Below are 23,701 nucleotides of genomic sequence, written 5' to 3' on the forward strand. Positions count from 1 at the left end.
TTGCCGGGCCCCGCCGCCGGCCCTCCTGCAGCCGGAGGACCCCTCGAAGGACCCCTCGCCCCCCACCGCGCACAAGCTCGCGGCGGGCCTCTGCGAGGGGCCGCCTCGCAGGCTCGCGGGCGAGCCTCCGGACGGGGCCGCGAGCGTGCGAGCCGTGGGGGGCAGGGGTCCGTCAACTACCGTGCCGGGCGTGAGCACCCCGGTCGACCCGCGCACCACCTGGGACCTCCCGGCCCCCGGGGCGATGCCGCGGACGGCGGCGCTGGAACCGCTGGTCACCCGCGTGCTCGCCCCCAACCCCTCGCCGATGACCCTCGACGGCACCAACACCTACGTCGTCGGCGCCCCCGGCGGCGGCCAGGCGGTCCTGGTCGACCCCGGCCCCGACGACCCGGCGCACCTGGCCGCGGTCGAGGCGGCGCTGGCCGGGCGGGACGCCCGCTGCGTCGCCGTCCTGGTCACCCACCACCACGGCGACCACGCCGAGGCCGCGCTGCCGTGGGGAGCGCGGTTCGGCGCCACGGTGGCCGCCGCCGACGCCCGGGTCGCCGGACCGGGTGGCCGGGTGCTCGAGCCGGGGGAGCGGCTGCACCTGGCCGGGACGGCGGTCGACGTCGTCCCCACGCCCGGGCACACCGCCGACCACCTGGCCTTCCGGCTGGAGTCCGGCGCGGTCCTGGTCGGCGACCACGTGCTCGGCCGCGGCACCTCGGTGGTGACCTCCCCGGAGGGCGACGTCCTGGCCTACCTGGAGTCGCTGCGGCGGGTGCACGACCTGGGCCCCAGCGCGCTGTACTGCGGCCACGGCCCGGAGCTGACCGAGGACCCGGGCGCCGTCCTCGACTTCTACCTCGCCCACCGCGCGATGCGGGAGGAGCAGCTGCTGGCGGCGCTGCGCGAGGGCGCGGCCACGGTCGACGAGCTGGTGGCCGTCGTCTACGCCGAGGTGCCGCGCGAGGTGTGGTGGGCCGCCGCGCAGTCGACCCGGGCGACGCTGGCCAAGCTGCTCGCCGAGGGGGCCGTCGACGGCGACCTGGACGGGCGGGTGCGGCGGGCATGAGCGAGGTCGTCCGGGCCGCCGAGAGCGCGCGCGACCAGCGGCGCGCCGCGGCCGCGCTGCGGGCCGCGGGGCTGCGACCCGGCGACCGGCTGCTGGTCTCGGCCGCCTCCTCGCCGGCGCTGCTGGCCGTCGTCCTGGGCGCGCTGCGCACCGGCGTCGTCCCGGTCGTCCTCGACCCCGCCCTGCCCGCCGCCGAGCGGGCCGCGCTGGCCGAGGACGCCGACCCCGCCCTCGACGTCGGCGCCGACCCGGCCCGGCTGCTCGCCGGCAGCGCCCAGGCCGAGCTGGCCGACGTCCCGCTGGGCCGGCCGATGCACTACACCTCCGGGACGACCGGGCGCCGCAAGGGGGTGTGGTCCGGCGTGCTCGCCGAGGACGACGCCCGGGCGCTGGCCGCCGAGGAGATCGAGCTGTGGGGCTTCGACCCCGGCGACCGGCACCTGGTGCTCTCCCCGCTGCACCACTCCGCGCCGCTGCGCTTCGCCGTGCACACCCTGCTGGCCGGCGGGGAGGTGCTGCTGCCCGGCCCGTTCGACGCCGCCCGCGCCGCGGCGGCGATCGGCACGCTGCGGCCCACGACGACGTTCTGCGTGCCCACCCACCTGCAGCGGCTGCTCGCCTACGGCGGCCGAAGTGGCCACGAAGGCCCCACCGAGGACGGCCGAAGTGGCCACGAAGGCCCCTCGGGTGGCCCCTCGGGCAGAGTCGACTGGTCCTCGTTCCACCGGCTGGTGCACGCGGGGGCGCCCTGCCCGGAGCCGCTCAAGCGGGCGGTGCTGGCCGCCCTGCCGGAGGGCAGCGTGTGGGAGTTCTACGGATCCACCGAGGCGCAGTTCACCGTCTGCTCGCCCGACGACTGGCGAGCCCACCCGGGCAGCGTCGGGCGGGCCCGGCCCGGGCGCCGGCTGGAGACCGACGAGCGCGGCCAGCTGTGGTGCGCCGTCCCGCGCTGGGCCCGGTTCGAGTACTGGCGCGCGCCGGAGAAGACGCGGGCGGCCTGGCGCGGCGACCTGGTCACCGTGGGCGACCTGGGCCGGGTGGACGCCGACGGCACGGTGTGGCTGGACGGCCGCCGCGAGGACCTGGTGATCTCCGGCGGGGTGAACGTCTACCCGGCCGAGGTGGAGGCGGTGCTCGACGCGCACCCGGCGGTGGTGGAGAGCGCCGTCGTCGGCGTGCCCGACGAGCAGTGGGGGCAGCGGGTGGTGGCCGCCTACGTCGGTGACGCCGACCCCGCGGAGCTGGCCGCCTGGGCCCGGGAGCGGCTCTCCCCGGCCAAGCGGCCCAAGAGCCTGCACCCGGTCGGGGAGCTGCCCCGCACCTCGACGGGCAAGGTGCGCCGGCTGGACCTCCCGGAGACGCTCGGGCTGCTCCGTGGCTGAGGAGTGGGACGTCGTCGTCGTCGGCGCGGGGACGTCGGGCGCCCCGCTGGCCGCGCGGCTGGCCGACGCCGGGCGCCGGGTGCTGCTGCTCGAGGCCGGCGCCGACCACGCCCGGCCCGCGGACTTCCCCGAGGTCCTGCGGGACGCCGCCCGGATGGGGGCCGCGGTACCCGGTCACCCGGCGAACTGGGACCTGACCGGGGTGCTCACCGAGGAGGTGACCTTCCCGGTGCCGCGCGGCCGGGTGGTCGGCGGGTCGAGCGCGCTCAACGGCGGCTACTTCATCCGCGGCACCCGGGCCGACTTCGACGGCTGGGCCGCCGCCGGCAACGACCTGTGGTCGTACGACGCGGTGCTGCCGGCCCTGGTCCGGCTGGAGGCCGACCGGGAGTACGGCGACCGGCCGGGCCACGGCGCGGACGGCCCGGTGCCGGTGCGGCGTCCCCGGGGCGGCTCCCCGCTGGTCGACGCCCTCGGCGCGGCCACCGAGGAGCTGGGCTTCCCCGCCGAGCCGGACAAGAACGGCGACGCGCCGCCCGGCTGGGGGCCGGTCCCGTTCAACGTGGCCGGCGGGGTCCGGGTCAACACCGCCATGGCCTACCTCTCCCCGCGGCGCGGCTGCTCCCGGCTGACCGTCCGCGGAGGAGCGCACGTGCGCCGGGTGGTGGTCGAGTCCGGCCGCGCGGTGGGTGTGCAGACCGCGGACGGCGTCGTCCGCGCCGCCGAGGTCGTCCTGGCCGCCGGCGCGGTCGGCTCGCCGCAGCTGCTGCTGCTCTCCGGCATCGGCCCGGCCGACGACCTGCGGGCGCTCGGCGTCGACGTGGTCGCCGACGTCCCGGGCGTGGGGGCCGACGCCACCGACCACCCCGACGTCTACGTCACCTGGCGGCCGGCCCGCCGGCTGTCCGTGCCGCGGGACGCGCTGCCGCTGCACAGCGTCCTGAACACCCCGGACGACCTCGAGGTGCTGCCCTGGCTCAAGCCGTTCAGCCGGGTGATGGTGGCCCGCACCGCCGCGGGGGTCGCCGGCGCGCTGCGCCGGCCCGGCGCCACGCTGCGGGCGCTGCGGGGTGCCTCGCTGCACCGGCTGCTCGACACCGCCCGGCGCCGGGACGACCTGTTCCTCGGCGTCGCCCTGCAGCGGGAGGACAGCCGGGGTCGGCTGCGGCTGGTGAGCACCGACCCGTCCGTGCAGCCGCGGATCGAGTACCGCTACCTCACCGCGGAGTCCGACCGGCGGCGGATGCGGGAGGGGGTGCGGCTGGCGGCCGAGCTGCTGCGGACGCCGTCCGTGGCGCCGCTGGTCGCCGAGCGGACCGGCCTGCCCGACGACGTCCTGGCCTCCGACCGGGAGCTGGACCGGTGGGTCCGCCGCCACCTGGCCACGGCGGTGCACCTGGCCGGCACCGCCCGGATGGGCCCGGACGGCGACCCGGGTGCCGTGGTCGACCAGCACCTGCGGGTCCGCGGCGTCCCGGGGTTGCGGGTCGTGGACACCTCGGTCCTGCCCACCGTCCCCTCCCGCGGGCCGGCGGCGACCGCGGTGGCGGTCGGCGAGCGGGCCGCCGAGCTGATGACCGGCTGCTGACCTCAGGACGGCGGGACCTGCGGGGCCGGGCCGAGCGGGATCCCCGGGGGTGGGAACGGGGTGGGGGCCTCGGCGGAGAGGACCGGCAGCATCGCGTCGTGCCAGATCTGCGCGCCGCGGCCGCCGCCGAAGCCGCCGACGTCCTGGTTCCGCTTGGGGTTGAGCACCATGACGCTGGCCGCGTAGCGCGGGGTGTAGCCGACGAAGGCCACCGAGAACCGGTCCTGGCTGGTGCCGGTCTTGCCGGCGATCTGGTGGCCGGGGACGGCCGCGCGGGTGCCGGTGCCGATGGGCAGCGCGGTGTCGCCGACGAGGATCTGGTTGAGCGTCGTGGCCACCTGCGGCGGGACGGCGTCCGGCTGGCAGGACGCGCCGTTGCCCAGCGGGCCGCCGTCGGCGCGGGTCAGCGGCCGCCCGTGGCGGTCGAGCACCTCGACCACCGGGACCGGCGCGCAGCGGGTGCCGTTCGCCCCCAGCGTCGAGTAGGCGCTGGCCAGCGCCAGCGGGCTGGTCGCCTCCGGGCCGAGGGTGAACGAGCCGCGGTTCTGCGCGACGACCTGGTCGGCCACCGGGTCGAGGGAGGTCAGCCCCATCCGCTGCGCCATCCGGACCGGGCCCTCCACGCTGCCCAGCTCGTCCTCGAGGGCCACGAAGTAGGTGTTGGAGGAGCGGACCAGCGCCTCCTGCATGGTGAGGGTCGGCGGGTAGCTCTCCCCGACGTTGTCGACCACGTAGGGCGCGGTGCCGTTCCGGTACACCCGGGAGACGTAGGGCTCGCTGGTGGTGATGACGTGCCAGGGCGGGATCCCGCGTTCCAGCGCCGCGGCGGCGACGAAGACCTTGTAGGTGGAGCCGGCGCCCTGGCTGGCGGCCACGTTGAGGTTGACCGACTCCTGGGCGGGGTCGGCGGCGTCGAAGCCGTAGCGCCGGTTGACGGCCATCGCCAGCAGGTTGCCGGTGCCGGGCTCGACGGCGGTGAACATCGCGGCCAGCGGGTCGCCCAGGGGCAGGCTGGCCTGCACCGCGGCCTCGGCGGAGCGCTGCAGGTCCGCGCGCATCGTCGTCCGGACGGTCAGCCCGCCCTGCTCGAGCCGCTCCCGGCTGATGCCGAGGGTGTCGGTGAGGTAGCGCTGCAGGAAGTCGCAGAAGAAGCCGGCCAGGCCGGCGCCGACGCAGCCGTTGGGCGGCGCCGGCGCCGGATCGGTCCGCACCGGCTCGGCGGTGGCCTCGGCGAGCTGCCGATCGGTGACGTGCCCGTGGGCGTGCATCCGCCGCAGCACCACGTCGCGCCGCTGCCGGGCGCGCTCGGGGTCGACCAGCGGGTCGTCGGCGGTCGGGGTCTGCACCAGGCCGGCCAGCACGGCCGCCTGTGGGAGGGTGAGGTCGCCGGCGTCGACGCCGAAGTAGGTCTGCGCGGCGGTCTGGACGCCGTAGGCGCCCTCGCCGAAGTACACGAGGTTGAGGTAGCGGGTGAGGATCTCCTCCTTGGAGTGCTCCCGCTCCAGGGCGAGGGCCAGCCGCGCCTCCCGCAGCTTGCGGGTCAGGCTCTGCTCGGTGGCCGCCTGCCGCTCCTCGGGGGTGGGAGCGCTCTGCAGCAGGGTCTGCTTGACCAACTGCTGGGTGATCGTCGACCCGCCCTCCTGGACGCCGCCGGAGGCGAGGTTGCGCACCAGCGCCCGCAGCGTGCCCTGGACGTCGAGGCCGTTGTGCTCGTAGAACCGCTCGTCCTCGATGTCGACCAGCGCCTGCCGCACCACGTCGGCCATCTGGTCGGCCCGCACCGGCGTCCGGTCGTGCCGGTAGAAGTAGGTGATCACCGACCCGTCGGTGGCGAGGACGGCGGTGTTGCCCGGCGGGGTGGCGTCGGTCAGCTCGACCGGCAGCGGGGCGAGCAGCGAGGCCGTGGTGCTGGCGGCCAGGCTGGGTCCGACGACCCAGGGGGTCAGCAGCGCGGCGAGCAGCGCGCCGGTCAGCGGGAGGACCAGGGCCAGCAACCCGACGGCGCGCCACCGCGGGTCGCGACTGCGTCCGCGAGCCCTCCGTGCCATGTCGACCTCGCCGCGCCGGACCGCTCCGGGTGAGCGGGTCGGTGCCGTCCGGATCATCACCCACGGCGACGACGGGGACCAGTCGATCGGTCACGGGGACCGGAGCGTCCCGGCGGCGCGCTGCCCGCTCACCGGGTCGTCGGCAGCTCCGAGGTGGGGGTGTGCGTCGGCTCGGACCAGGCGTCGGGGTGGCGCCGGCCGGTGTCGGCCACCCACCCGGCGCCGCGGCGGGTGGTCGGGCGGGAGCTCAGGGCGACGATGAGGGCGAGCAGGGCGACGAGCCCGACGAGGACACCGCCGATCACCAAGAGCGTCAGGAGCATGCACCGAACGTAGGCACCGGACCGGTCCGTGTCACCGGTCGATGTGCACCGACGGGAGCGCCCCCGTGCACAGCTCCTGCCAGGCCGCACCCCAGGCGTCCCAGGCGTCACACGCGTCACGGGCGGGGTGCGGGAGCGCCGACGACGTCGATCGGAGGACGCCCGTGCCCGACCTGCCCCGGACGGCGGGACGCGCCGTCGCCGTTCCGCTGGGTGCGCTGGCCCGGTTCGGCGAGCCGGCCCGCGCCGCCGCGCGGCGCGCGGGTCGTCCCGGGCCGAGGGCCGCGGCCGGCTACGGGCCGAGGGCGGCCAGCGCCTCGTCCAGCACCGCCCAGGGGCCGGCCGCGGCGCCGGCCGCCCGCTGCCGACGGTCCTCCTCGGAGCCCAGCGCCGCCCGGATCGCGTCGCACAACTGCTGGGCCAGGGGGCGCAGCGGCGGCCAGACGGCCACCCGCAGCTCGGTCCGGGCGGCCTCGGCGGCACCGGACAGCCGCGCCGCCCGGACCGGCTCGCCCCGGGCCAGGCACAGGCCGGCCAGCCCGTCCAGGCAGTAGGCCAGCCCCTCCAGGTCGTGGACCCGCCGGTGCAGGACGCCGGCCTCGGTGAGCCGGGCGGTCGCCTCGGGCAGGTCGCCGACGAGCAGGGCGTCGAGCCCCAGCTGGTCGCCGAGCGTGGCAGCGAGCTGGTCGTCGTCGAGCCCGCGGGCCAGGTCGAGGGCCTCGCGGTGGATGCGGGTGGCCTCTGCCACCTCGCCGGCCAGGACCGCCACCGCGCCGCGGAACAGCTCGGCGAAGGCGACCGACCAGGTGTCGCCGCTGGCGTGCAGGGCCGCCACGGCCGCGTCGAGGGTCGGGGCGAGCTGCGGGTCGCCCGGGGGCAGCGTCATCGCCAGGCCGTTGAGCCCGTGGCCGAGCAGCCAGCTGTCGTCGCGGGCGCGGGCGTCGGCGACCAGCTGCTCGAGCAGCGGCACGGCCTCGGCCACGCGGCCCAGGGCCACCCGGCTGGCCGCCCGCGCCCACAGCAGCTGGCCGGCCAGGTCGGGGGGCAGCCGGGCCGCCGAGGGCAGCCGCGCCGTCCGCTCGGCGAGCTCGGCCAGGTCCGGCAGCAGCCCCCGGGCCCACAGCCAGCGGGAGATCGGGGCGGTCAGCCGGACGGCGAGCTCGGCGCGGTCGGCGGCCACCGCCCAGCCCAGCGCCGCCTGCAGGTCGGCGGCCTCCGCTTCCAGCCGGGTCAGCCACAGCCGGCGCTCCGGCCCGGACAGCCCGGCGCCGGCCGCGGCAGCCACCCCGGCCAGGTGCTCGGCCAGCCGCTGCCGGGTGGCCTCCTCCTCGCCGCGCTCGCGCAGCCGCTCGGCGGCGAACGCGCGGACCAGCTCGAGCATCCGGAACCGCGGCTCGCCGGCGCCGCCGTCGCCGGAGGTGACCAGGCTGTGCGCGACCAGGGAGGAGAGGGTGTCGAGCACGTCGAGGTCGTCGTCGACGGCGCCGACCGCCTCGGCGGTCTCCAGCGTCCAGCCGCCGGCGCACACCGACAGCCGGGCCAGCAGCCGCCGCTCGGGCTCGCCGAGCAGGTCGTGGCTCCAGGCGATGGTGTCGCGCAGCGTGCGCTGCCGGTCGGGGGTGTCGACGTCGGCGCCGCGCAGGTCCAGCGCCCGCCCGAGCCGGCGCAGGAGCACCGCGGGCGGCAGCGTCCGCACCCGCGCGGCGGCCAGCTCCACCGCCAGCGGCAGGCCGTCGAGCCGCCGGACCACCTCGGCGACCGCGACCGCGTTCGCGTCGGTGACCGCGAACGACGGGTCCGCCCGCTGCGCCCGGGCGGCGAACAGCTCGACGGCGGGCGCGGTCCGGATGCGGTCGAGGCGGGTCTCGCCGGCGTCCGGGAGGCCGAGCGGGCCCAGCGGCACGTCGTACTCGCCGTGCAGCCCCAGCACCGTCCGGCTGGTGACCAGCAGCTGGGTGTGCGGGCAGCGGGCCAGCAGCGGGGGAGCCAGCGGCGCGGCGTCCACCACCTGCTCGGCGTTGTCGACCACCAGCAGGGCGCGCAGCCCGGCCAGCCGCTCGGCGACCAGGTCCAGCAGCGGACGGCGGCCCTCGGCGGTGACCCCGAGCGCGGCGGCGACCGCGACCGGCACCTCGCCGGGGTCGCGCAGCGGGGCCAGGTCGATCCACCAGACGGCGTCCCGCTCGCCGACCAGCCGCTCGGCGGCGGCCAGCGCCAGCCGGGTCTTGCCGGTGCCGCCCGGACCGGTCAGCGTCACCAGCCGCACCGCGGGGTCGCTGAGCAGGCCGGTGACCTGCGCCCGCTCGGCCTGCCGGTCGACCAGGGGCGTGGCGGGGGTGGGCAGCCAGCCGGCGGACAGGCCGGGTCGTGGCGGGGCGGGGTCGGCGAAGCGCTCGCTGAGCAGCACCGCGAGGTCGTCGGCCACCAGTTCGCCCAGCTGGGCGGGGTCGTCGAACGGCGTGGTGGAGGCCCCGCTCTCGGCCTGGATCCGGGCGATCAGGTCGGTCAGCCGCGCGTCCCGCCCGGGTGCGCTGCGGCGCACGTACAGCAGCCGCGGCTTGCCCGCCGACAGGTCGTACTCGTCCTCGAGCCCGGAGACCGCCATCCCCGGGCCCACCCAGCCGTAGCGCTCGCCGTAGACGCCGACGAACACGTCGCTCTGGGCCAGGTAGGCGCGGTAGAGGTCGCGCGGCGGGTGCGCGCGGGCGCCGAGCTCGAACAGCACCGGGGTCAGCCGCATGCGGGTCACCGCCCCGCGGACGGCCCGCCGCTCGGCGGCCAGCTCCTCCATGGTCGAGGAGACGAAGACCCGCAGCCGCTGGTCGGGGGTCGGGATGGGCGGCGGGACGCCGTCGGTCGCCGGTCGAGGTCCGGCCACGGACACCTCCCCGCCGGGTGCCCACCGTGGCGCTCTCCGGCTGTCGGCTGCCGGGGAGTCTAGGGACGTCGCGGTGCCGCCGAAAACCCGTGACAGCCCTCCGGCACCGGTGGTTCGATTCCTCTCGTCCCAACCACCGAGCACGGGGGACCGAGGCGCACCGGAGGTCTGTCGTGGACGCCTCAGCCACGCACGCCCCGGCGCCGGCCGTGGACGCCCGGCGCCTGCTCCCCGCGATGCGCGTCCTGCTGGGCGCCTTCGCCCTGCTCACCGCGATCGCGGTGGTCACCCTGTTCGTCCTGGCCGGGCAGACCGACCGGAGCTTCGCCTGGACCATCGCCCCGCCGCTCACCGCGGCGTTCATGGGCGCCGGCTACGCGGCCGGGTTCGTGCTCGTCGTGCTCTCCCTGCGCGACGGGGTGTGGGCGCGCACCCGGGTGCCGCTGCTGACCATCCTGGTCTTCGTCGTCATCACCCTGGCCGCGACGCTGCTGCACCTGGACCGGTTCCACTTCGCCGCGGAGTTCGCCGACCGGCCGGCGCTGGCCCGGGCCGCCGCCTGGTTCTGGTTCGCCGTCTACGTCGTCGTCCCGGTGGGGATGCTGGCGCTGCTGCTGCCGCAGGAGCGGGCGCCCGGCGTCGACCCGCCGGCCCGGCACCCGGTGCCCCGGGTGCTGCGCGGCCTGCTGGCCGCGGAGTCGGCGGTGCTGACCGTCGTCGGGGCGGCGCTGTTCGTCGCGCCGGCGACGGCGACCACCCTGTGGCCGTGGACGCTCACCCCGCTCACCGCCCGGGTCGTGGCGGCCTGGCTGGTCGCCTTCGGCGTGGCGACGGCGCTGGCGGCGGGTACCGGGGACCTGGAGCGGCTGCGGACCGCGGCGATCGCCTACACCGTCTTCGGCGTGCTGGTCGCGGTGTCCGTGCTGCGCTTCCCGGGCACGGTGGCGTGGGGCGACCCGGCGGCCTGGGTGTTCACCGCCGTGGTGGTCGCCGTCATCGGCACCGGAGCAGCCGGCTGGCGGCTGGCCCCCGCCCCGGGCAGGTCCCGGCATGGCTGAGGGCGCCCGGGCGGCGCTGGTCGTGGTCACCCGCGACGACGCCGTCCGGACGGCGGTGACCCGGGAGCTCGAACGCCGGTACGGGGCCGACTACGCCGTCCTCTCCCGCGCCGCCCCGGCGGAGGTGGCCGCGGGGCTGGCCGCGCAGGGGGACCCGCCGGTCGCCGTCCTGCTGGGCGGGCTGGGGCAGGACGACCCCGACGGGCTGGCCACCCTGCGCGAGCTGCACGGCGCCTCCCCCGGGGCGATGGCGGTCGCGCTGGTCCGGTGGGGGGCCTGGGACACCGCGCGGCCGATCTTCGAGGCCCTCACCATCGGCCAGCTCGACCGCTGGCTGATCGCGCCGGAGGAGCCGGGGGACGAGGAGTTCCACCGGCTGTTCACCGAGGTGCTCGAGGAGTGGTCGACCCGCCAGGGCGGCGGCTTCGAGGCGGTCCGCATCGTCGGGGACCGCTGGGCGCCCCGGTCACAGCACCTGCGCGACCAGCTCAACCGCAACCGGATCCCGACGGGCTTCTACGAGGCGGGCAGCCCCGAGGGCCGGGCGGTGCTCGCGGGCCTGGACGCACCCTCCCCCCGCCTGCCGGTCGTGGTGCTGCGCTTCCACCCGGAGCGCACCGTGCTGCAGGACCCCACCGACCTGGAGCTGGCCGAGGCCTTCGGGCTCTTCGAACGGCTGGACCCCGCAGCGGTGTACGACGTGGTCGTGGTCGGCGCCGGACCGGCCGGGCTGGGCGCCAGCGTGTACGCCGCCTCCGAGGGGCTGTCCACGCTGACGCTCGAGGCCGACGCGGCCGGCGGACAGGCGGGCAGCAGCTCGCTGATCCGCAACTACCCGGGCTTCCCGACCGGCATCAGCGGCAACCGGCTGGCCTTCAGCTCCTACCAGCAGGCCTGGGCGTTCGGCACCACGTTCCACTTCATGCGCTACGCCCAGGGCCTGGACAGCGCGGACGGGCTGCACCGCATCGCGCTCAGCGACGGCACCACGGTGTGCGGGCGGACGGTCATCCTGTCCCTCGGCGCGAGCTGGCGGCGGATCGGCGTCCCGGAGCTGGAGGCGCTGACCGGGCGCGGCGTCTTCTACGGGGCCGCGGTCACCGAGGCGCCGGCCATGCACGGCCGGCACGTGCACGTGGTCGGCGGCGGCAACTCCGCCGGCCAGGCCGCGGTGCACCTGGCCCGCTACGCCGACCGGGTCTCCGTGCTGGTCCGCCGGCCCGGGCTGGCCGAGACCATGTCGGACTACCTGGTCCGCGAGCTCGAGGCGCTGCCCAACGTGGACATCCGCACGCGGGTCCAGGTGGTCGGCGGCAGCGGCACCGACTTCCTGGAGTCCTTCGTGCTGCGCGATGTCGACACCGGCGTCGACACGCGGGAGGAGGGGGTGCTGTTCCTGCTGATCGGCAGCGAGCCGCGCACCGACTGGCTCAAGGGCTCGCTCGCCCTCGACCGGTGGGGTTTCGTGCTCACCGGGACGGCGCTCCAGCAGGACGGCGTGGACCCGGGCTGGCCGCTGGCGCGCCCGCCCGCGCTGCTGGAGACCAGCACGCCCGGCGTCTTCGCCGCCGGGGACGTGCGTGCGGGGTCGGTGAAGCGGGTGGCCTCCGCGGTGGGGGAGGGGGCGCTGGCGATCACCCACGTGCACGCCCACCTCGCGGCCCTGCGGGCGGCCGCCACCTGACCCGTCCACGCGGGTCGCCGCCGACCGCGTGTCCTAGAGCTGCAGCTTGAACCCCACGTGGGAGGCGACGAAGCCGAGCCGCTCGTAGAAGCGGTGGGCGTCCGTGCGGCGCGTGTCGGTGGTCAGCTGCACGAGGGCGCAGCCGCGCCGCCGGGCCTCGTCGACCACCCACCCGAACACCGCGGTACCGATCCCGGTCCCGCGCAGGTCCCGGTGGATGCGCACGGCCTCGACCTGCAGCCGGGTCGCCCCGCGGGAGGACAGGCCCGGGATCTCGGTCAGCTGCATCGTGCCGACGACCTGCGCACCGCGGGTGACGGTGAGCAGCAGCTGGGCGGGGTCGGCGTCCACGGCGGCGAAGGCCCGCCGGTAGGGCGCCGGGTCCGCGCCCTCGCGGTCCCGGCCGAGCACGTCGTCGGTCAGCAGGGCCACCAGGGCGGGGACGTCGTCGGCCGTGGACCGGCGCAGCTCGACGGTGGTGGAACCCACGGTGAGCGTGGCGGGCAGAGAGGTCACCGGGCGAGTGTGCCCGGGGAGAAGAGCTGGTCGACCAGCTCTGCGCCCTCCGCAGGGGCGGTGACCTCCAGCCGCAGACCCCGACGGTCGAGCCGCAGCGTGAAGGCGAGGAACGGGCAGCACCGCTGCTCCTCGCGGACCAGCGCCATCACCGCCTCGGCGTCCTGCAGGGGCAGGTCGGCGGCCTGCCCTCCCTCCACCGGGTGGTGGGGTGCGTCGCGCAGCAGGTCGCGCCAGGCGTCGCGGCGGGCGTCCTGGGCCGCCCCGGTCAACGAGCACGCGATCTGCGGCTGCTGCTCGGTCTGGGCGACGAGGGCGGAGCAGTCGGCGTCGCAGCGCTCGTCCCGCTCGGGGAGGCGCTCCAGCCGCTCGACCGCCGTCTGCAGGCGACGCTCGGCGTCGAGGAGCTCCCGACGGCGACCGTGGACCTGCTCGAGGCGTGCCGCCAGCCGGGGGCGCAGCTCGGCGCGGACGTCGCGGCAGGGGCCGCTCTCCCACACCGACAGCAGATCCCGGACCTGGGCCAGCGGCAGGCCGAGGGACTTCGCCGCCCCGATGAACCCCAGGCGCTCGACGGCCGGGCGACCGTAGACCCGGTGACCCGCGGGGCTCCGGTCGGCGGGGAGCAGCCCCTCCTGCTCGTAGAAGCGCAGGGTGGTGGCCGGCACACCGCTGCGTGCGGCCAGCTCGGAGATCCGCATCCCGTCCACGGGCGCGACGCTAGACCCTCGACCCCACTCGAAGGTCAACCCGCAAGAGGCGGTGACCGGCCACGGCAGAGCGGGGTGGGTGGGCAGGGGCGGGGTCGAACCGCCGACCTCTCGCTTTTCAGGCGAGCGCTCGTACCGACTGAGCTACCTGCCCCTCCCGGTGTGCGACACCGGAGAGCGACCCTGACGGGACTCGAACCCGCGACCTCCGCCGTGACAGGGCGGCGCGCTAACCAACTGCGCTACAGGGCCTTGCTGCTGCTGCTGCTGGTGGTGCTGTGCCCCCAACGGGGTTCGAACCCGTGCTACCGCCTTGAAAGGGCGGCGTCCTGGACCGCTAGACGATGGGGGCTCGTGTCCGCCGGAGGCACGGAGAACGATACATGCTCCGTCGAGCGCCTCGGACACGGGGTGCCGGATCGGCCGGGTGATCCGCCTCGCACGGGGTCTCGGCCGGCGCGACACGGCCCCGGCTCCCGGCTCGGTGGCGTTGCGGCTGACACCCTCGGCCGGTGCCCCGCCGTGCCGCCGCCGTCACCGGTCCGTCGCTCCTGCTCGCCGCCGCCCTGCTCACCGGCTGCGGCGACGACACCCGCACCACCTCGTCGTCCTCCGGGACGACGAGCACGATCGCGTCCCCGAGCTCCGGCGCGACCGCGACCACCGCCCCCGCGGCCAGCACTCCGGACGTCGAGGACGGCGAGGGAGCGGCCTCCGGCACGCCCCCGTTCGCGGCGGACACGCAACCGGACACCCAGGAGCCGTCGGCGGACGCGCGGGTCACCGTCACCGAGATCCGGACCGGCCGGCAGGACGGGTTCGACCGCGTGGTCCTCGAGGTGGAGGGCGTCGGGACCCCCGGCTGGGACGTCCGCTACGTCGACCGGGCCAGCTCCCAGGGCAGCGGCGAGCTCGTCGAGGTGGCGGGGGAGGCCGTGCTCCAGGTGACGCTCACCGGCGTCGGCTACCCGTACGACACCGGGGTGGAGGAGTGGACCGGCCCCGACCCGCTGCCCGGCAACGGCACCCGGGTGGTCACCGAGGTCGCCTGGGACGCCACCTTCGAGGGCACCTCGGTGGCCTTCATCGGGACGACGGCGCAGGTGCCCTTCCGGGTCTCCGCCCTCGACGACCCCACCCGCGTCGTGGTCGACGTCCTCGGCTGAGACCGCTCGCACAGTCATCGAGGTCGTGGGGCCCGCGAGCAGAGCGGCACACGGCCAAGAGCGTTGTCGGGTGGACCGGCGTGTGCGATCCGCGGGTCAGCGCCGAACACCGACGACGAGCTGGGGCCTCCTGGCGCCGTCGAGGCTCTCGTCGAACTCGTCAGCGATGCGGTCGACGAGAGGTTGGAGGAAGAGCCGTCCTAGCTGGCGGACCATGGTCGTGACGACCTGCTCACCGAGGCTGTGCTTCGTAGAGGCCAGACCGGCGCGACGCAGGTCGCGAACCTGGTTGGCCGTGAGCTCGCTCAGCTTGGTCACGAGGTCGCGGCGCTGGCCGCGACCATCGAGGATGGCGCGGCGCAGGTAGTCGACGACGGCAGGACTCGACTCGAGCATCTCGGCAACCGCGCGATCCCGAGCAGCGACGACCTCGCTCGCCGTGCCCTCGGGCGGAGCCGAGGCGATCGCATCGGAGAAGCGCTCGACGACGGCCAGCTCGACGGCCTCCCGCAGCGCTTCCTTGGTTCCGTAGTGGTGGACGACCAGCCCCACCGTCACCCCCGCGGCAGACGCGATGGCCCGCAGGGACGTGGCCTCCTCGCCGCGCTCCGCGAAGAGGTCGAGGGCGGCGTTGCGGATGCGCGCCTTCGCCGTGAGGTCCTCTGCGCGGACCGAGGTCCCCGTCGGCACGGGTTGCGCCATTCCGTACTCCCTTCGGTCCACCGCGGGCCGATGCTACCCACCGAGTATTGCACAATGATACGGGTTACTGTACAACTGTACAGCAGGTCGTCGTCGCACCCGAGGAGCCCTCGTGCCAGAGATCCCAACGCCGAGCTAGACGCTCGCGTCGACTCGCTCCGGAGGAGCTGCGGACCTTCGGCCGCGAGCGCCTCGCCAGCTTCAAGCTGCCTCGTGAGCTGGTTCTCGCAGCCATCCCGCGCAACCCGTCCGGAAAGATCCTCAAGCACCGACTTGGCGAGACCCTTCACAGCTGAGCTCGCCCCACCACCATCAGCAGCATGAGCAAGGAGGCGAACCATGACCCGAGAAGCAGTCATCGTCGACGCCGTCCGGACGCCCGTCGGCAAGCGGGGCGGCCAGCTGCGCGACTGGCACCCCGTCGACCTGCTCGCCCAGACACTCTCCACCCTCGTAGAGCGGACCGGCATCGATCCGGAGCGGCTGTCCGACGTCGTCGTCGGCTGTGCCCTCCAGCGCGGCGAGCAGGCGGGCAACGTGGCCCGCAACGCCCTGCTCGGAGCGGGTCTGCCCTTCGGCCTGCCCGGGACGACCCTCGACCGCCAGTGCGGCTCGGGCCAGCAGGCGGTCCACTTCGCGGCGCAGGCGGTCAAGTCCGGGGAGTACGACTTCGCGATCGGCGCCGGCGTCGAGTCGATGACTCGCGTCGACCTCGGCCCGCTCTTCGTCCCGGGCGGCCCGCGTGGTGAGTGGTACGGCGAGCGTGCGCTCGGCCGTTTCGACGGGAACCTCCCCGCCCAGGGCCCCTCGGCCGAGCTCGTCGTCGAGAAGTGGGGCTTCACCCGCAAGCAGCTCGACGCCTTCAGCATCCGGAGCCACCGGCGAGCCGCGGCCGCGACCGACGCCGGGTACTTCGCCTCGCAGTTCGTGCCGCTCGACGGCACCGCCGCCGATGGCAGCACCGCGCCCATGACCAGGGACGAGGGGATCCGCGCCACCGTCGACCCCGAGCGGGTCGCGGCACTCCAGCCGGTCTTCGCCGCGGACGGCGCCATCACCGCCGGCAACGCCTCGCAGATGAGCGACGGCGCGGGTGCCCTGCTCGTCGCCGAACGCTCGAAGGCCGAGGCCGCCGGCCTGCGACCCCGGGCCCGCATCGTCTCCATGGCCGTCGCCGCGGACGACCCCGTCCTCCAGTTCACTGCCATCGTGCCCGCGAGCCAGAAGGCTCTCGACCAGGCCGGCCTCGGCGTCGCCGACATCGACCTCGTCGAGGTCAACGAGGCCTTCGCGCCCGTCCCGCTGCTGTGGCGCGAGGAGTTCGGCTACCCGGAGGACCAGCTCAACGTCAACGGCGGTTCCATCGCCGTCGGCCACCCCCTGGGCTCCACGGGCGCCCGCCTGCTCACCCAGCTCGTCAACGAGCTCGAGCGTCGTGAGGCCCGGTACGGCCTGCTCACCATCTGCGAGGGCGGCGGCATGGCCAACGCCACGATCGTCGAGCGAATCGCCTGAGGCTTCGACCCGTGGAGGACACCCCATGACCGCGACGCCTCGGACCATCGTCACCGGATACCCCTCGACGATGGGCGACGACGTCCAGCTCAACACGACCACGCTGATCCGGCACGCCGCACGCACGCACGGCGAGCGCGAGATCGTCTACCGCACGCCCGACGGCGGCTGGGACCGCTACACGTACGCGAGCGCCTACGAGCGGGTCGTCCGGGGCGCCAACGCGCTCCGAGGACTCGACGTGCAGGCCGGTGACCGCGTCGGCATCCTCGACTGGAACAGCCGTCGTCACTACGAGCTGTACTGGGCCATCCCAGGGCTCGCGGCCGTCATGGTGCAGCTCAATCTCCGGCTGGGCCCGACGGACCTGGGCTTCGTCCTCGAGGACAGCGGCACGTCGGTCGTCTGCGTCGACGAGACGCTGCTACCCGTGGCCGAGGCCGTCGCCCCGAGCCTCACGGGCGTGCGGGCCTGGGTCGTGATGACCGACAAGCCGCTCTCGGAGATCGACACGACGCTGCCCCACGTGCACCACTACGAGGACCTCGTCGCAGCAGCCAGCCCGCAGATCGCGTGGCCCGAGATCGACGAGCGCTCCGCCTACGGAGCCTGCTACACCACAGGCACGACCGGACGGCCCAAGGGGGTCTACTACTCGCACCGGGCGATCTACCTGCACTCCTACGCGCTGGCCACGAACATCGGGATGACGCTGGACGACTGCACCATGCTCATCACCCCGATGTTCCACGGCCAGGCCTGGGGGCTGCCCCAGGCCGCCACCCTGATGGCCAACAAGGTCGTCCTGCCCGGCCGCTACGTCGCCGAGGACACCAAGCCGCTCACGGACGCGATCATCGCCGAGGGCGTGACCGTCACCAACGGGGCGCCCGCGATCTTCCTGCCGATGCTCCACTACATCGAGACGCTGGAGCAGAAGCCGGATCTCGGTCGGCTGCGGATGATGTCCGGAGCGACCGAGCCGCCGCTGACGATGATGCGCGGCTTCCAGGAGCTGACCGGCGCCGAGATCGTGCACGCCTACGGTGCCACCGAGACGACCCCGCTCGTGACGCTCAACCGCTACAAGCCGAGCGTCCGCGAGCGGCTGTCCGGGGACGCGCTGTTCGAGCTCAAGCGCAAGCAGGGCCTCCCGGTCACCGGCGTCGACTTCCGGCTCGTCGACGCCACCGGGAACGACGTCCCCTGGGACGGCGTCACGCAGGGCGAGATCTGCGTCCGCGGCCCGTGGATCACGAGCACGTACCACAACATGCCCCCCGAGGACTCCGCGGACCGCTTCCTCGACGGCTACTGGCGCAGCGGCGACGTCGGCACCATCGACGCCGACGGCTACCTCAAGGTCACCGACCGGCTCAAGGACGTCATCAAGAGCGGCGGCGAGTGGATCTCGTCGATCGACATGGAGAACCTCCTGCTCGGCCACCCGGACATCGCAGAGGCGGCGGTCGTCGGACTCGTCCACCCGAAGTGGCAGGAACGACCCTTCGTCCTCGTCGTCCCCAAACCGGGCCGGGAGGTCACCCTCGACGACGTGCGCGAGCACCTGTCCAGCGCCTTCGCCTCGTGGCAGCTGCCGGACGCCGTCGAGATCGTTCCCGAGATCCCGCGCACGAGCGTCGGCAAGTTCGACAAGAAGCGGATCCGCGCCGAGCACGCCGGCGCCTACGGAGATGGGCGGGACGATGCCTGAGACCCTCGTCGCCGTCGAGCACCACGACGCCACCGCGCTGGTGACGCTCGACCGTCCGGCTGCCCTCAACGCCCTGAGCCGTGAGCTCGTGACCCAGCTCGCCGACCGTCTCGAGGAGGTGGCCGCCGACCCCACCGTCCGGGCCGTCGTCCTCACCGGGTCGGAGAAGGCGTTCTGTGCCGGCGCCGACATCGCCGAGATCCCGCACATGACCGGAGCGTCCCCGACCGACCGGCTGCCGTTCGACCGGCTCTTCGACACGGTGGCGTCCCTGCCCCGCCCGACGATCGCTGCGGTCCGCGGGCTGGCCTTCGGCGGGGGCTGCGAGCTCGTCCTCGCATGCGACACGGCCGTGGCGGGGCGGTCGGCGCGCTTCGCCGTCCCGGAGGTGAAGCTCGGGGTGATCCCCGGCGCCGGCGGCACCCAGCGGCTCGTCCACGCGATCGGCAAGGCCAAGGCGATGCGGATGCTCCTCACCGGGGGCCCCGTGGACGCGCAGTGGGCGCACGAGGCCGGCCTCGTCGCGGACGTCGTCGACGACGACGGGGTCATCGGTCGCGCCCTGGAGATCGCTGACCACGTCGGCGGCAACGCGCCCCGCGCCGTGATCCTCGCAGCCGACTCGGCCAGGCACGCGCAGGAGCTACCCCTGCACCAGGGACTCGCGCACGAACGGCGCAACTTCCTCCTCGCGCTCGGCACCTCCGACGCGCACGAGGGCGTGGCCGCGTTCACGGCACACCGTCACCCGACCTTCACCGGCAGATGAGGAGCCTCAGATGATCCTCGACGGATACCGGTCGCCGTGGGCGACCGAAGAGCTCGATGACCTGCGGGATCTCGCCCGCATCTTCCTCGAGAAGGAGGCAGTGCCCCACCAGACCCGGTGGGCCGAGCAGCACGGGGTCGACCGTGACTTCTGGCGCAAGGCCGGGGACGCGGGGCTGCTGTGCACCAGCATCCCCGAGGAGTACGGAGGGGGCGGCGGCACGTTCGCGCACGAGGCCGTGATCGCCGAGGAGCAGGCCAGGGTTGCCGACGACGCCTGGGCCAACAGCGTGCACAGCACGATCGTCGCCCACTACGTCAACGCCTTCGGGACCGAGGAGCAGAAGCGACGCTGGCTGCCCGGCATGGCGTCGGGCGACCTCGTCGGGGCGATCGCGATGACCGAGCCGACGACGGGATCGGACCTCCAGCGCGTCCGCACCCGCGCCCGGCGCGACGGCGACGACTACGTCGTCAACGGCTCGAAGACCTTCATCTCCAACGGGACCCACTGCGACGTGCTCGTCATCGTGGCGCGCACGAGTGACGAGCCGGGCGGCAGGGGACTGTCCCTCGTCGTCGCCGAGACCGACGGTCTACCGGGCTTCGAGCGCGGACGGGTCCTCGAGAAGATCGGCATGCACGGACAGGACACGCGCGAGCTGTCGTTCGTCGACATGCGGGTCCCGGCCGCCAACCTCCTCGGCGGTGTCGAGGGCCGCGGGTTCGGCCAGCTCATGGCGCAGCTGCCCCAGGAGCGGCTCGTCATCGCCGTCACCGCTGCCGCCGCTGCCGAGGCCGCCGTCCGGCAGACGGTCGCCTACGCCAAGGAGCGCGAGGCGTTCGGGCAGGACCTCCTCTCCTTCCAGAACACCCGCTTCGTCCTGGCGGAGTGCGCTGCTGATGCCCTCGCCGCCCGCACCCTCGTCGACAGCTGCATCACCCGACACGTCGCGGGTGAGCTCGACGCGCCCACCGCGTCGCTCGCGAAGTTCTGGTGCACCGACGTCCAGAACAAGGTGGTCGACCGGTGTCTGCAGGTCTTCGGCGGCTACGGCTACGTGATGGAGTACCCGATCGCCCGGATGTTCGCGGCCGCTCGCGTCCAGAAGATCTACGGCGGGACCAACGAGATCATGAAGGAGCTGGTGGCGAGGTCGCTGTGATGGCATCCCGCTGACCGTCAGCCGGGAGGGGCGGGGGTGCCCTGCGGGACGGCGGCGTCCTGCCCGCCGGCCGGGGGGACGACGGTGCGCGCGATGGTCACCTCGGTCTCCCCGAGGCCGCCGAGGGTGATCTCGTCGTAGGCGGTGAGGGCACCGGAGGCCGCGTCCAGGTAGAGCACCGTGCAGGTCAGCGGCTCGGGGTACGCGCCCTGCAGCGCACGCAGCCCGGCCCCGCCGGTCGAGCCCTCCACCATCAGCCGCGTCCCCCCCTCGAGCCGGGTGACCTCCCGCTCGTGGGTGTGGCCGGCGAGCACGAGGGGGACGACGCCGTCGAGGGGCGCCGCCTGCTCGGGGTCGTGGACCAGCGCGATCGCCGGCCGCTCGGGCAGGCCCTCGGCGAACTCGGCGAGGGCCTGCCCGCTCTGCTCGAGCGACTGGGGAGCGTCGGAGGCGTCCTTGTCCGGGGTGAACCGCGGGTCCGGTGCGCCGACGACCTCGATCCCGGCCACCGTGACCGCGGAGTCGTCGAGCACGGTCGCGTTCGGCTGCGCGGCGACCAGGGCCGCGGTGACGGCGGAGTCGTGGTTGCCGCGGACGAAGACGTAGGGCACGCCGAGGGAGCCGACGGCGGTGATCAGGCCGTTCTCCGGCTCGCTGCCCCAGTCGGTGACGTCGCCGGTGTCGAGGACGCCGTCCACGTCGAACCGGGCGACCACCTGGCGCACCAGGTCGAACCCGGCCGGGTTGAGGTGCAGATCGGAGACGTGCAGCAGGGCCACCGTCTCGCCGTCCGCACCCGGCGGGGGCAGCGTGGACAGCGTCGAGTACAGCGTGCTCACGTTGGAGACGAGGTCCTCGAGGGAGGCGCGGTAGGCGTCGAAGCGGGCCATGATGTCCTGCGCGCTGCCGATCAGGCTGTTCGCGTTGACCAGCAGGCCGGTGTAGGTCGGCTGCGAGAGCGCCTCGGGCCGCCACGTCGCCGCGGCCAGCCCGCCGGTACCCGCCACCAGCGCCGCGGACAGGCCGAGGGCGATCAGCGGCTCGCGGCGCCGCCGCAGCACCAGCAGGGACGCCGCCGTCGCCCCGCCGACCGCCGCCAGCGCGGTCAGCCAGGCCACCCGCTCGACGGCGTCCCGCAGGTCGGCGCTCACCTGGTCGACGACGCCGTCCAGCCGGGCCGGGTCGGTGGCCAGCGCCTGCGCCCGCAGCTCGTCGACCCGGTTCAGCTCGATCTCCAGCCGCAGCGGCCCGTCGTAGGCGTCGACCTGCAGCGCGCCCAGGGGCGGGACGTCGACCGCGGCGCCGCCGCCGAACGGCCGGAAGGCGAGCGTCGCGTCGAACGGCCCGATCGGTGCGGGCACCCGGCCGAGCAGCAGGATGCCGAGGTAGGCCCCGGTGAGGACGACGGCCACCCGGGCCGCCCAGCGAGCGGCCGCGCGCACCGCGGAGGGGCGGCGCGCGGAGCTCGGGTCGCTCACCCGCCCCAACCTAGTGAGCGACTCCTCCGGCGGCCGGGCGGCCGTCGCCGGTCGGTCGGGGTCGCTCGTCCGGGGGGAGAGAACCAGCGGATGTCGACAGGGGGTGTTGCGGCATCGCAGCCGACCGATGGGGGTAGGACGCCGCCATGAGCCTGATGGGGATCCTCGACCGGGTCGCAGACGTGACGACCTTCGACAAGGCGATCGAACCGGCCCGCAAGGCCGTGCAGGCCACCCTCCGGCCGCAGGCGGTCAAGGACCTGCTGCACGGCACGTGGTTGGGCCACCCGCTGCACCCGGTGCTGGTCCAGGTCCCCGTGGGCACCTGGATCTCCGCGGGGCTGCTCGACGCCGTCCCGCGGCTGCGCCCGGCGGCCACGGTGCTGATCGCGACCGGGGTGGCCGCCGCCGTCCCCGCCGCGCTGTCGGGGGCCGCCGACTGGTCGGAGCAGGAGGTCGGCGTCCGCCGGCTGGGTGCGGTGCACGCGATGACCAACGTCGTGGCGCTCGGGCTCTACGCCGGTTCGCTCGCCGCCCGGCGCGCCGGCCGGGACACCCTCGGCCGGGTGCTCGCCTACGCGGGGCTGGGCGTGGCCGGGGGCTCGGCGGCCATCGGCGGCCACATGTCCTACGCGCAGTCCTCCGGCGCCTCGCACGCGGCCACGGCCGCCCGCGCGCTGGAGCACGACTGGATCGACCTCGGTCCGCTCGACGACCTGCCCGAGGGCCGGCCGGCGCTGCGCACCGGGAACGGCTCGGGCGTCGACGTCCCGCTGGCCGTCGTCCGCCGGGGAGCGCGGGTCGACGCCTTCATCGGGGCCTGCTCGCACCTGTCCGGCCCGCTCTACGAGGGTTCGGTGGAGGAGGTGCGCGGCGCGCGGTGCCTGGTCTGCCCCTGGCACGGCTCGGCGTTCGACCTGGAGGACGGCTCCCCCCGGCGCGGCCCGGCGGCCAACCCGCAGGAGAAGCTGGAGATCCGCATGGAGGCCGGCCGGGTCATGGCCCGGCTGCCCGTCCGGCACCTGTAGCCCCTCGGCGGGCCGCCCGCCGTCCTACGCTGCGGCGGCATGAGACGGACGGCGGTGACGGTCGTCGTCCTGCTGTGCGCCGCCTGCTCGCCGGGGGACGGTGGGGCGTCGTCGGCGCCCGCCACGACGTCGGTGTCCGCGTCGGCGTCCGCGACGCCGACCCTCCCGGCCGTGCCGGGGATCGCGGCCGAGGTGGTCCGGCTGCGCACCGACGTGGCTGTCGGCGGGCGGGTGCAGGTGCGGGTGACCGACTCCGGGGAGGAGCCGTTCACCGCGACCGCGGTGGCGCTCGACTCGCCGGGGTTCACACCGCTGCCGCCCACCGCGGTGCACGCCGAGTTCGCTCCCGGCCGGGTGATCGACCTGCCCACGCCCTACGGCGAGCCGGACTGCACGGCGCAGCCCCGGCCGCTCGCCGCCCGGCTGACGGTGACCCGCCCCGGTGGTGCGGTCGAGCAGCTGCGGGTGCCGGTGTCCGGGGACGACCTCGACGTCGTCCACCGGGAGGAGTGCGCGGTCGCCGGGGTGCTCGCCGTCGCCGGTGTCGCCCTGACCGGGGTGACCGCCGCGGGGGAGTCGGTCACGGGCACCGTCGTCCTGACCCGCGCGGGGGACGACGACCGGCCGGTCACCGTCACCGACGTCCGGCGCAGCGTCGTCTTCGACCTCGCCGTCGCCGGGCTGCCGCTCGAGCTCGCGCCGGGACAGGCGGAGGCGTCGTCGGCGGCGACCTTCACCTCGGCGACGTGCGAGCCGCACGTGCTGGCCGAGACCAAGCAGCCGTTCCTCTTCCCGCTGAGCGTCGCGGTGGGGGACGCCGACCCGGTTCCGGTGCCCCTGCCGGTCGACGCGGCGCAGCAGCAGCAGCTGTGGGACCTGGTGCGGCGGGTCTGCGGGCCGCGATGAGATCCGGCCCG

At 75.4% G+C, this 23,701-nt stretch carries 19 protein-coding genes and 3 tRNA genes; 12 read left to right on the forward strand and 10 right to left on the reverse strand.

The genetic code is table 11. From position 1 onward, the window contains the following. Window positions 1–190: 190 nt before the first annotated feature. The 3 genes from DQ238_RS06925 to mftG are packed head-to-tail and all read left to right on the forward strand — an operon-like array spanning window position 191 to window position 4,030. Window positions 191–1,060 (forward strand): MBL fold metallo-hydrolase, encoded by an 870-nt coding sequence (locus tag DQ238_RS06925; RefSeq protein ID WP_113780558.1) that lies wholly within the window; start codon window positions 191–193, stop codon window positions 1,058–1,060. Beyond that, window positions 1,057–2,442, forward strand: a complete 1,386-nt coding sequence (locus DQ238_RS06930; RefSeq protein ID WP_113780559.1) for a class I adenylate-forming enzyme family protein — start codon at window positions 1,057–1,059, stop codon at window positions 2,440–2,442. The genes DQ238_RS06925 and DQ238_RS06930 overlap by 4 nt, the downstream gene beginning before the upstream one ends. After that, the gene (gene mftG, locus DQ238_RS06935) at window positions 2,435–4,030 is read left to right on the forward strand and encodes a mycofactocin system GMC family oxidoreductase MftG (RefSeq protein WP_113780560.1); all 1,596 of its coding nucleotides are present in this window, start codon (window positions 2,435–2,437) and stop codon (window positions 4,028–4,030) included. The genes DQ238_RS06930 and mftG overlap by 8 nt, the downstream gene beginning before the upstream one ends. A 2-nt stretch (window positions 4,031–4,032) precedes the next feature. Here the strand turns inward: mftG and DQ238_RS06940 are convergent, their stop codons facing one another. The 3 genes from DQ238_RS06940 to DQ238_RS06950 all read right to left on the reverse strand — a co-directional run bounded on the left by DQ238_RS06940 (window position 4,033) and on the right by DQ238_RS06950 (window position 9,279). Beyond that, window positions 4,033–6,078, reverse strand: a complete 2,046-nt coding sequence (locus DQ238_RS06940) for a transglycosylase domain-containing protein (protein WP_113780596.1) — start codon at window positions 6,076–6,078, stop codon at window positions 4,033–4,035. Window positions 6,079–6,206: 128 nt separating this feature from the next. Beyond that, complete coding sequence (locus DQ238_RS06945; RefSeq protein WP_113780561.1) at window positions 6,207–6,401, reverse strand: hypothetical protein; 195 nt, start codon at window positions 6,399–6,401, stop codon at window positions 6,207–6,209. A 292-nt stretch (window positions 6,402–6,693) separates the two neighbouring features. Then, window positions 6,694–9,279 (reverse strand): DUF4062 domain-containing protein, encoded by a 2,586-nt coding sequence (locus DQ238_RS06950; RefSeq protein WP_113780562.1) that lies wholly within the window; start codon window positions 9,277–9,279, stop codon window positions 6,694–6,696. A gap of 173 nt (window positions 9,280–9,452) precedes the next feature. Between DQ238_RS06950 and DQ238_RS06955 the strand changes: the two genes are divergently transcribed. Beyond that, window positions 9,453–10,337 carry a hypothetical protein gene (locus tag DQ238_RS06955; protein ID WP_113780563.1) on the forward strand — a complete coding sequence of 295 codons (885 nt, stop codon included), beginning with the start codon at window positions 9,453–9,455 and terminating at the stop codon, window positions 10,335–10,337. Then, the gene (locus tag DQ238_RS06960; protein WP_113780564.1) at window positions 10,330–12,021 is read left to right on the forward strand and encodes an FAD-dependent oxidoreductase; all 1,692 of its coding nucleotides are present in this window, start codon (window positions 10,330–10,332) and stop codon (window positions 12,019–12,021) included. Before DQ238_RS06955 ends, DQ238_RS06960 begins: the two co-directional genes overlap by 8 nt. A gap of 33 nt (window positions 12,022–12,054) precedes the next feature. On the opposite strand, the gene DQ238_RS06965 is transcribed toward DQ238_RS06960, so the two are convergent. From DQ238_RS06965 to DQ238_RS06985, 5 genes are all read right to left on the reverse strand, one after another. Then, window positions 12,055–12,537: a GNAT family N-acetyltransferase gene (locus tag DQ238_RS06965; RefSeq protein ID WP_233495775.1), complete on the reverse strand. Its 483-nt coding sequence runs from the start codon at window positions 12,535–12,537 to the stop codon at window positions 12,055–12,057. Next, window positions 12,534–13,238 carry a MerR family transcriptional regulator gene (locus tag DQ238_RS06970; protein ID WP_113780565.1) on the reverse strand — a complete coding sequence of 235 codons (705 nt, stop codon included), beginning with the start codon at window positions 13,236–13,238 and terminating at the stop codon, window positions 12,534–12,536. The genes DQ238_RS06965 and DQ238_RS06970 overlap by 4 nt, the downstream gene beginning before the upstream one ends. Before the next feature lie 89 nt (window positions 13,239–13,327). Further along, a tRNA-Phe gene (locus tag DQ238_RS06975) sits at window positions 13,328–13,401 on the reverse strand. Between the two features lie 24 nt (window positions 13,402–13,425). Beyond that, window positions 13,426–13,499: transfer RNA gene (locus DQ238_RS06980), tRNA-Asp, on the reverse strand. 27 nt (window positions 13,500–13,526) lie between these two features. Continuing rightward, window positions 13,527–13,599 (reverse strand) — tRNA-Glu (locus DQ238_RS06985). A gap of 160 nt (window positions 13,600–13,759) precedes the next feature. Between DQ238_RS06985 and DQ238_RS06990 the strand changes: the two genes are divergently transcribed. Then, entirely contained in the window at window positions 13,760–14,413 is a 654-nt protein-coding gene (locus tag DQ238_RS06990; protein ID WP_113780566.1) for a hypothetical protein, read from the forward strand. A gap of 96 nt (window positions 14,414–14,509) precedes the next feature. On the opposite strand, the gene DQ238_RS06995 is transcribed toward DQ238_RS06990, so the two are convergent. Beyond that, window positions 14,510–15,115, reverse strand: a complete 606-nt coding sequence (locus DQ238_RS06995; protein ID WP_113780567.1) for a TetR/AcrR family transcriptional regulator — start codon at window positions 15,113–15,115, stop codon at window positions 14,510–14,512. Window positions 15,116–15,454: 339 nt separating this feature from the next. Between DQ238_RS06995 and DQ238_RS07000 the strand changes: the two genes are divergently transcribed. From DQ238_RS07000 to DQ238_RS07015, 4 genes are read left to right on the forward strand one after another with little or no spacing between them, the layout of a single operon-like run. Continuing rightward, complete coding sequence (locus DQ238_RS07000; protein WP_113780568.1) at window positions 15,455–16,630, forward strand: thiolase family protein; 1,176 nt, start codon at window positions 15,455–15,457, stop codon at window positions 16,628–16,630. A 25-nt stretch (window positions 16,631–16,655) separates the two neighbouring features. After that, a complete protein-coding gene (locus DQ238_RS07005) occupies window positions 16,656–18,344 on the forward strand; it encodes a long-chain-fatty-acid--CoA ligase (RefSeq protein WP_113780569.1) in 1,689 nt (562 codons plus the stop codon). Further along, window positions 18,337–19,113: an enoyl-CoA hydratase/isomerase family protein gene (locus DQ238_RS07010; protein ID WP_113780598.1), complete on the forward strand. Its 777-nt coding sequence runs from the start codon at window positions 18,337–18,339 to the stop codon at window positions 19,111–19,113. The genes DQ238_RS07005 and DQ238_RS07010 overlap by 8 nt, the downstream gene beginning before the upstream one ends. Before the next feature lie 10 nt (window positions 19,114–19,123). Then, entirely contained in the window at window positions 19,124–20,278 is a 1,155-nt protein-coding gene (locus tag DQ238_RS07015; protein WP_113780570.1) for an acyl-CoA dehydrogenase family protein, read from the forward strand. 17 nt (window positions 20,279–20,295) lie between these two features. Here DQ238_RS07015 and DQ238_RS07020 read toward each other — a convergent pair whose 3' ends face one another. Further along, window positions 20,296–21,756, reverse strand: coding sequence for a metallophosphoesterase (locus tag DQ238_RS07020; protein ID WP_113780571.1), 1,461 nt, complete (start codon window positions 21,754–21,756; stop codon window positions 20,296–20,298). Window positions 21,757–21,902: 146 nt separating this feature from the next. Between DQ238_RS07020 and DQ238_RS07025 the strand changes: the two genes are divergently transcribed. Together DQ238_RS07025 and DQ238_RS07030 are read left to right on the forward strand one after the other, a co-directional pair. After that, window positions 21,903–22,784 (forward strand): Rieske (2Fe-2S) protein, encoded by an 882-nt coding sequence (locus DQ238_RS07025; RefSeq protein ID WP_113780572.1) that lies wholly within the window; start codon window positions 21,903–21,905, stop codon window positions 22,782–22,784. A gap of 39 nt (window positions 22,785–22,823) precedes the next feature. Beyond that, window positions 22,824–23,690 carry a hypothetical protein gene (locus DQ238_RS07030; RefSeq protein ID WP_147263022.1) on the forward strand — a complete coding sequence of 289 codons (867 nt, stop codon included), beginning with the start codon at window positions 22,824–22,826 and terminating at the stop codon, window positions 23,688–23,690. The last annotated feature ends 11 nt before the right edge of the window (window positions 23,691–23,701 follow it).

Source organism: Geodermatophilus sp. TF02-6, assembly GCF_003319115.1.
GTDB lineage: Bacteria > Actinomycetota > Actinomycetes > Mycobacteriales > Geodermatophilaceae > Geodermatophilus.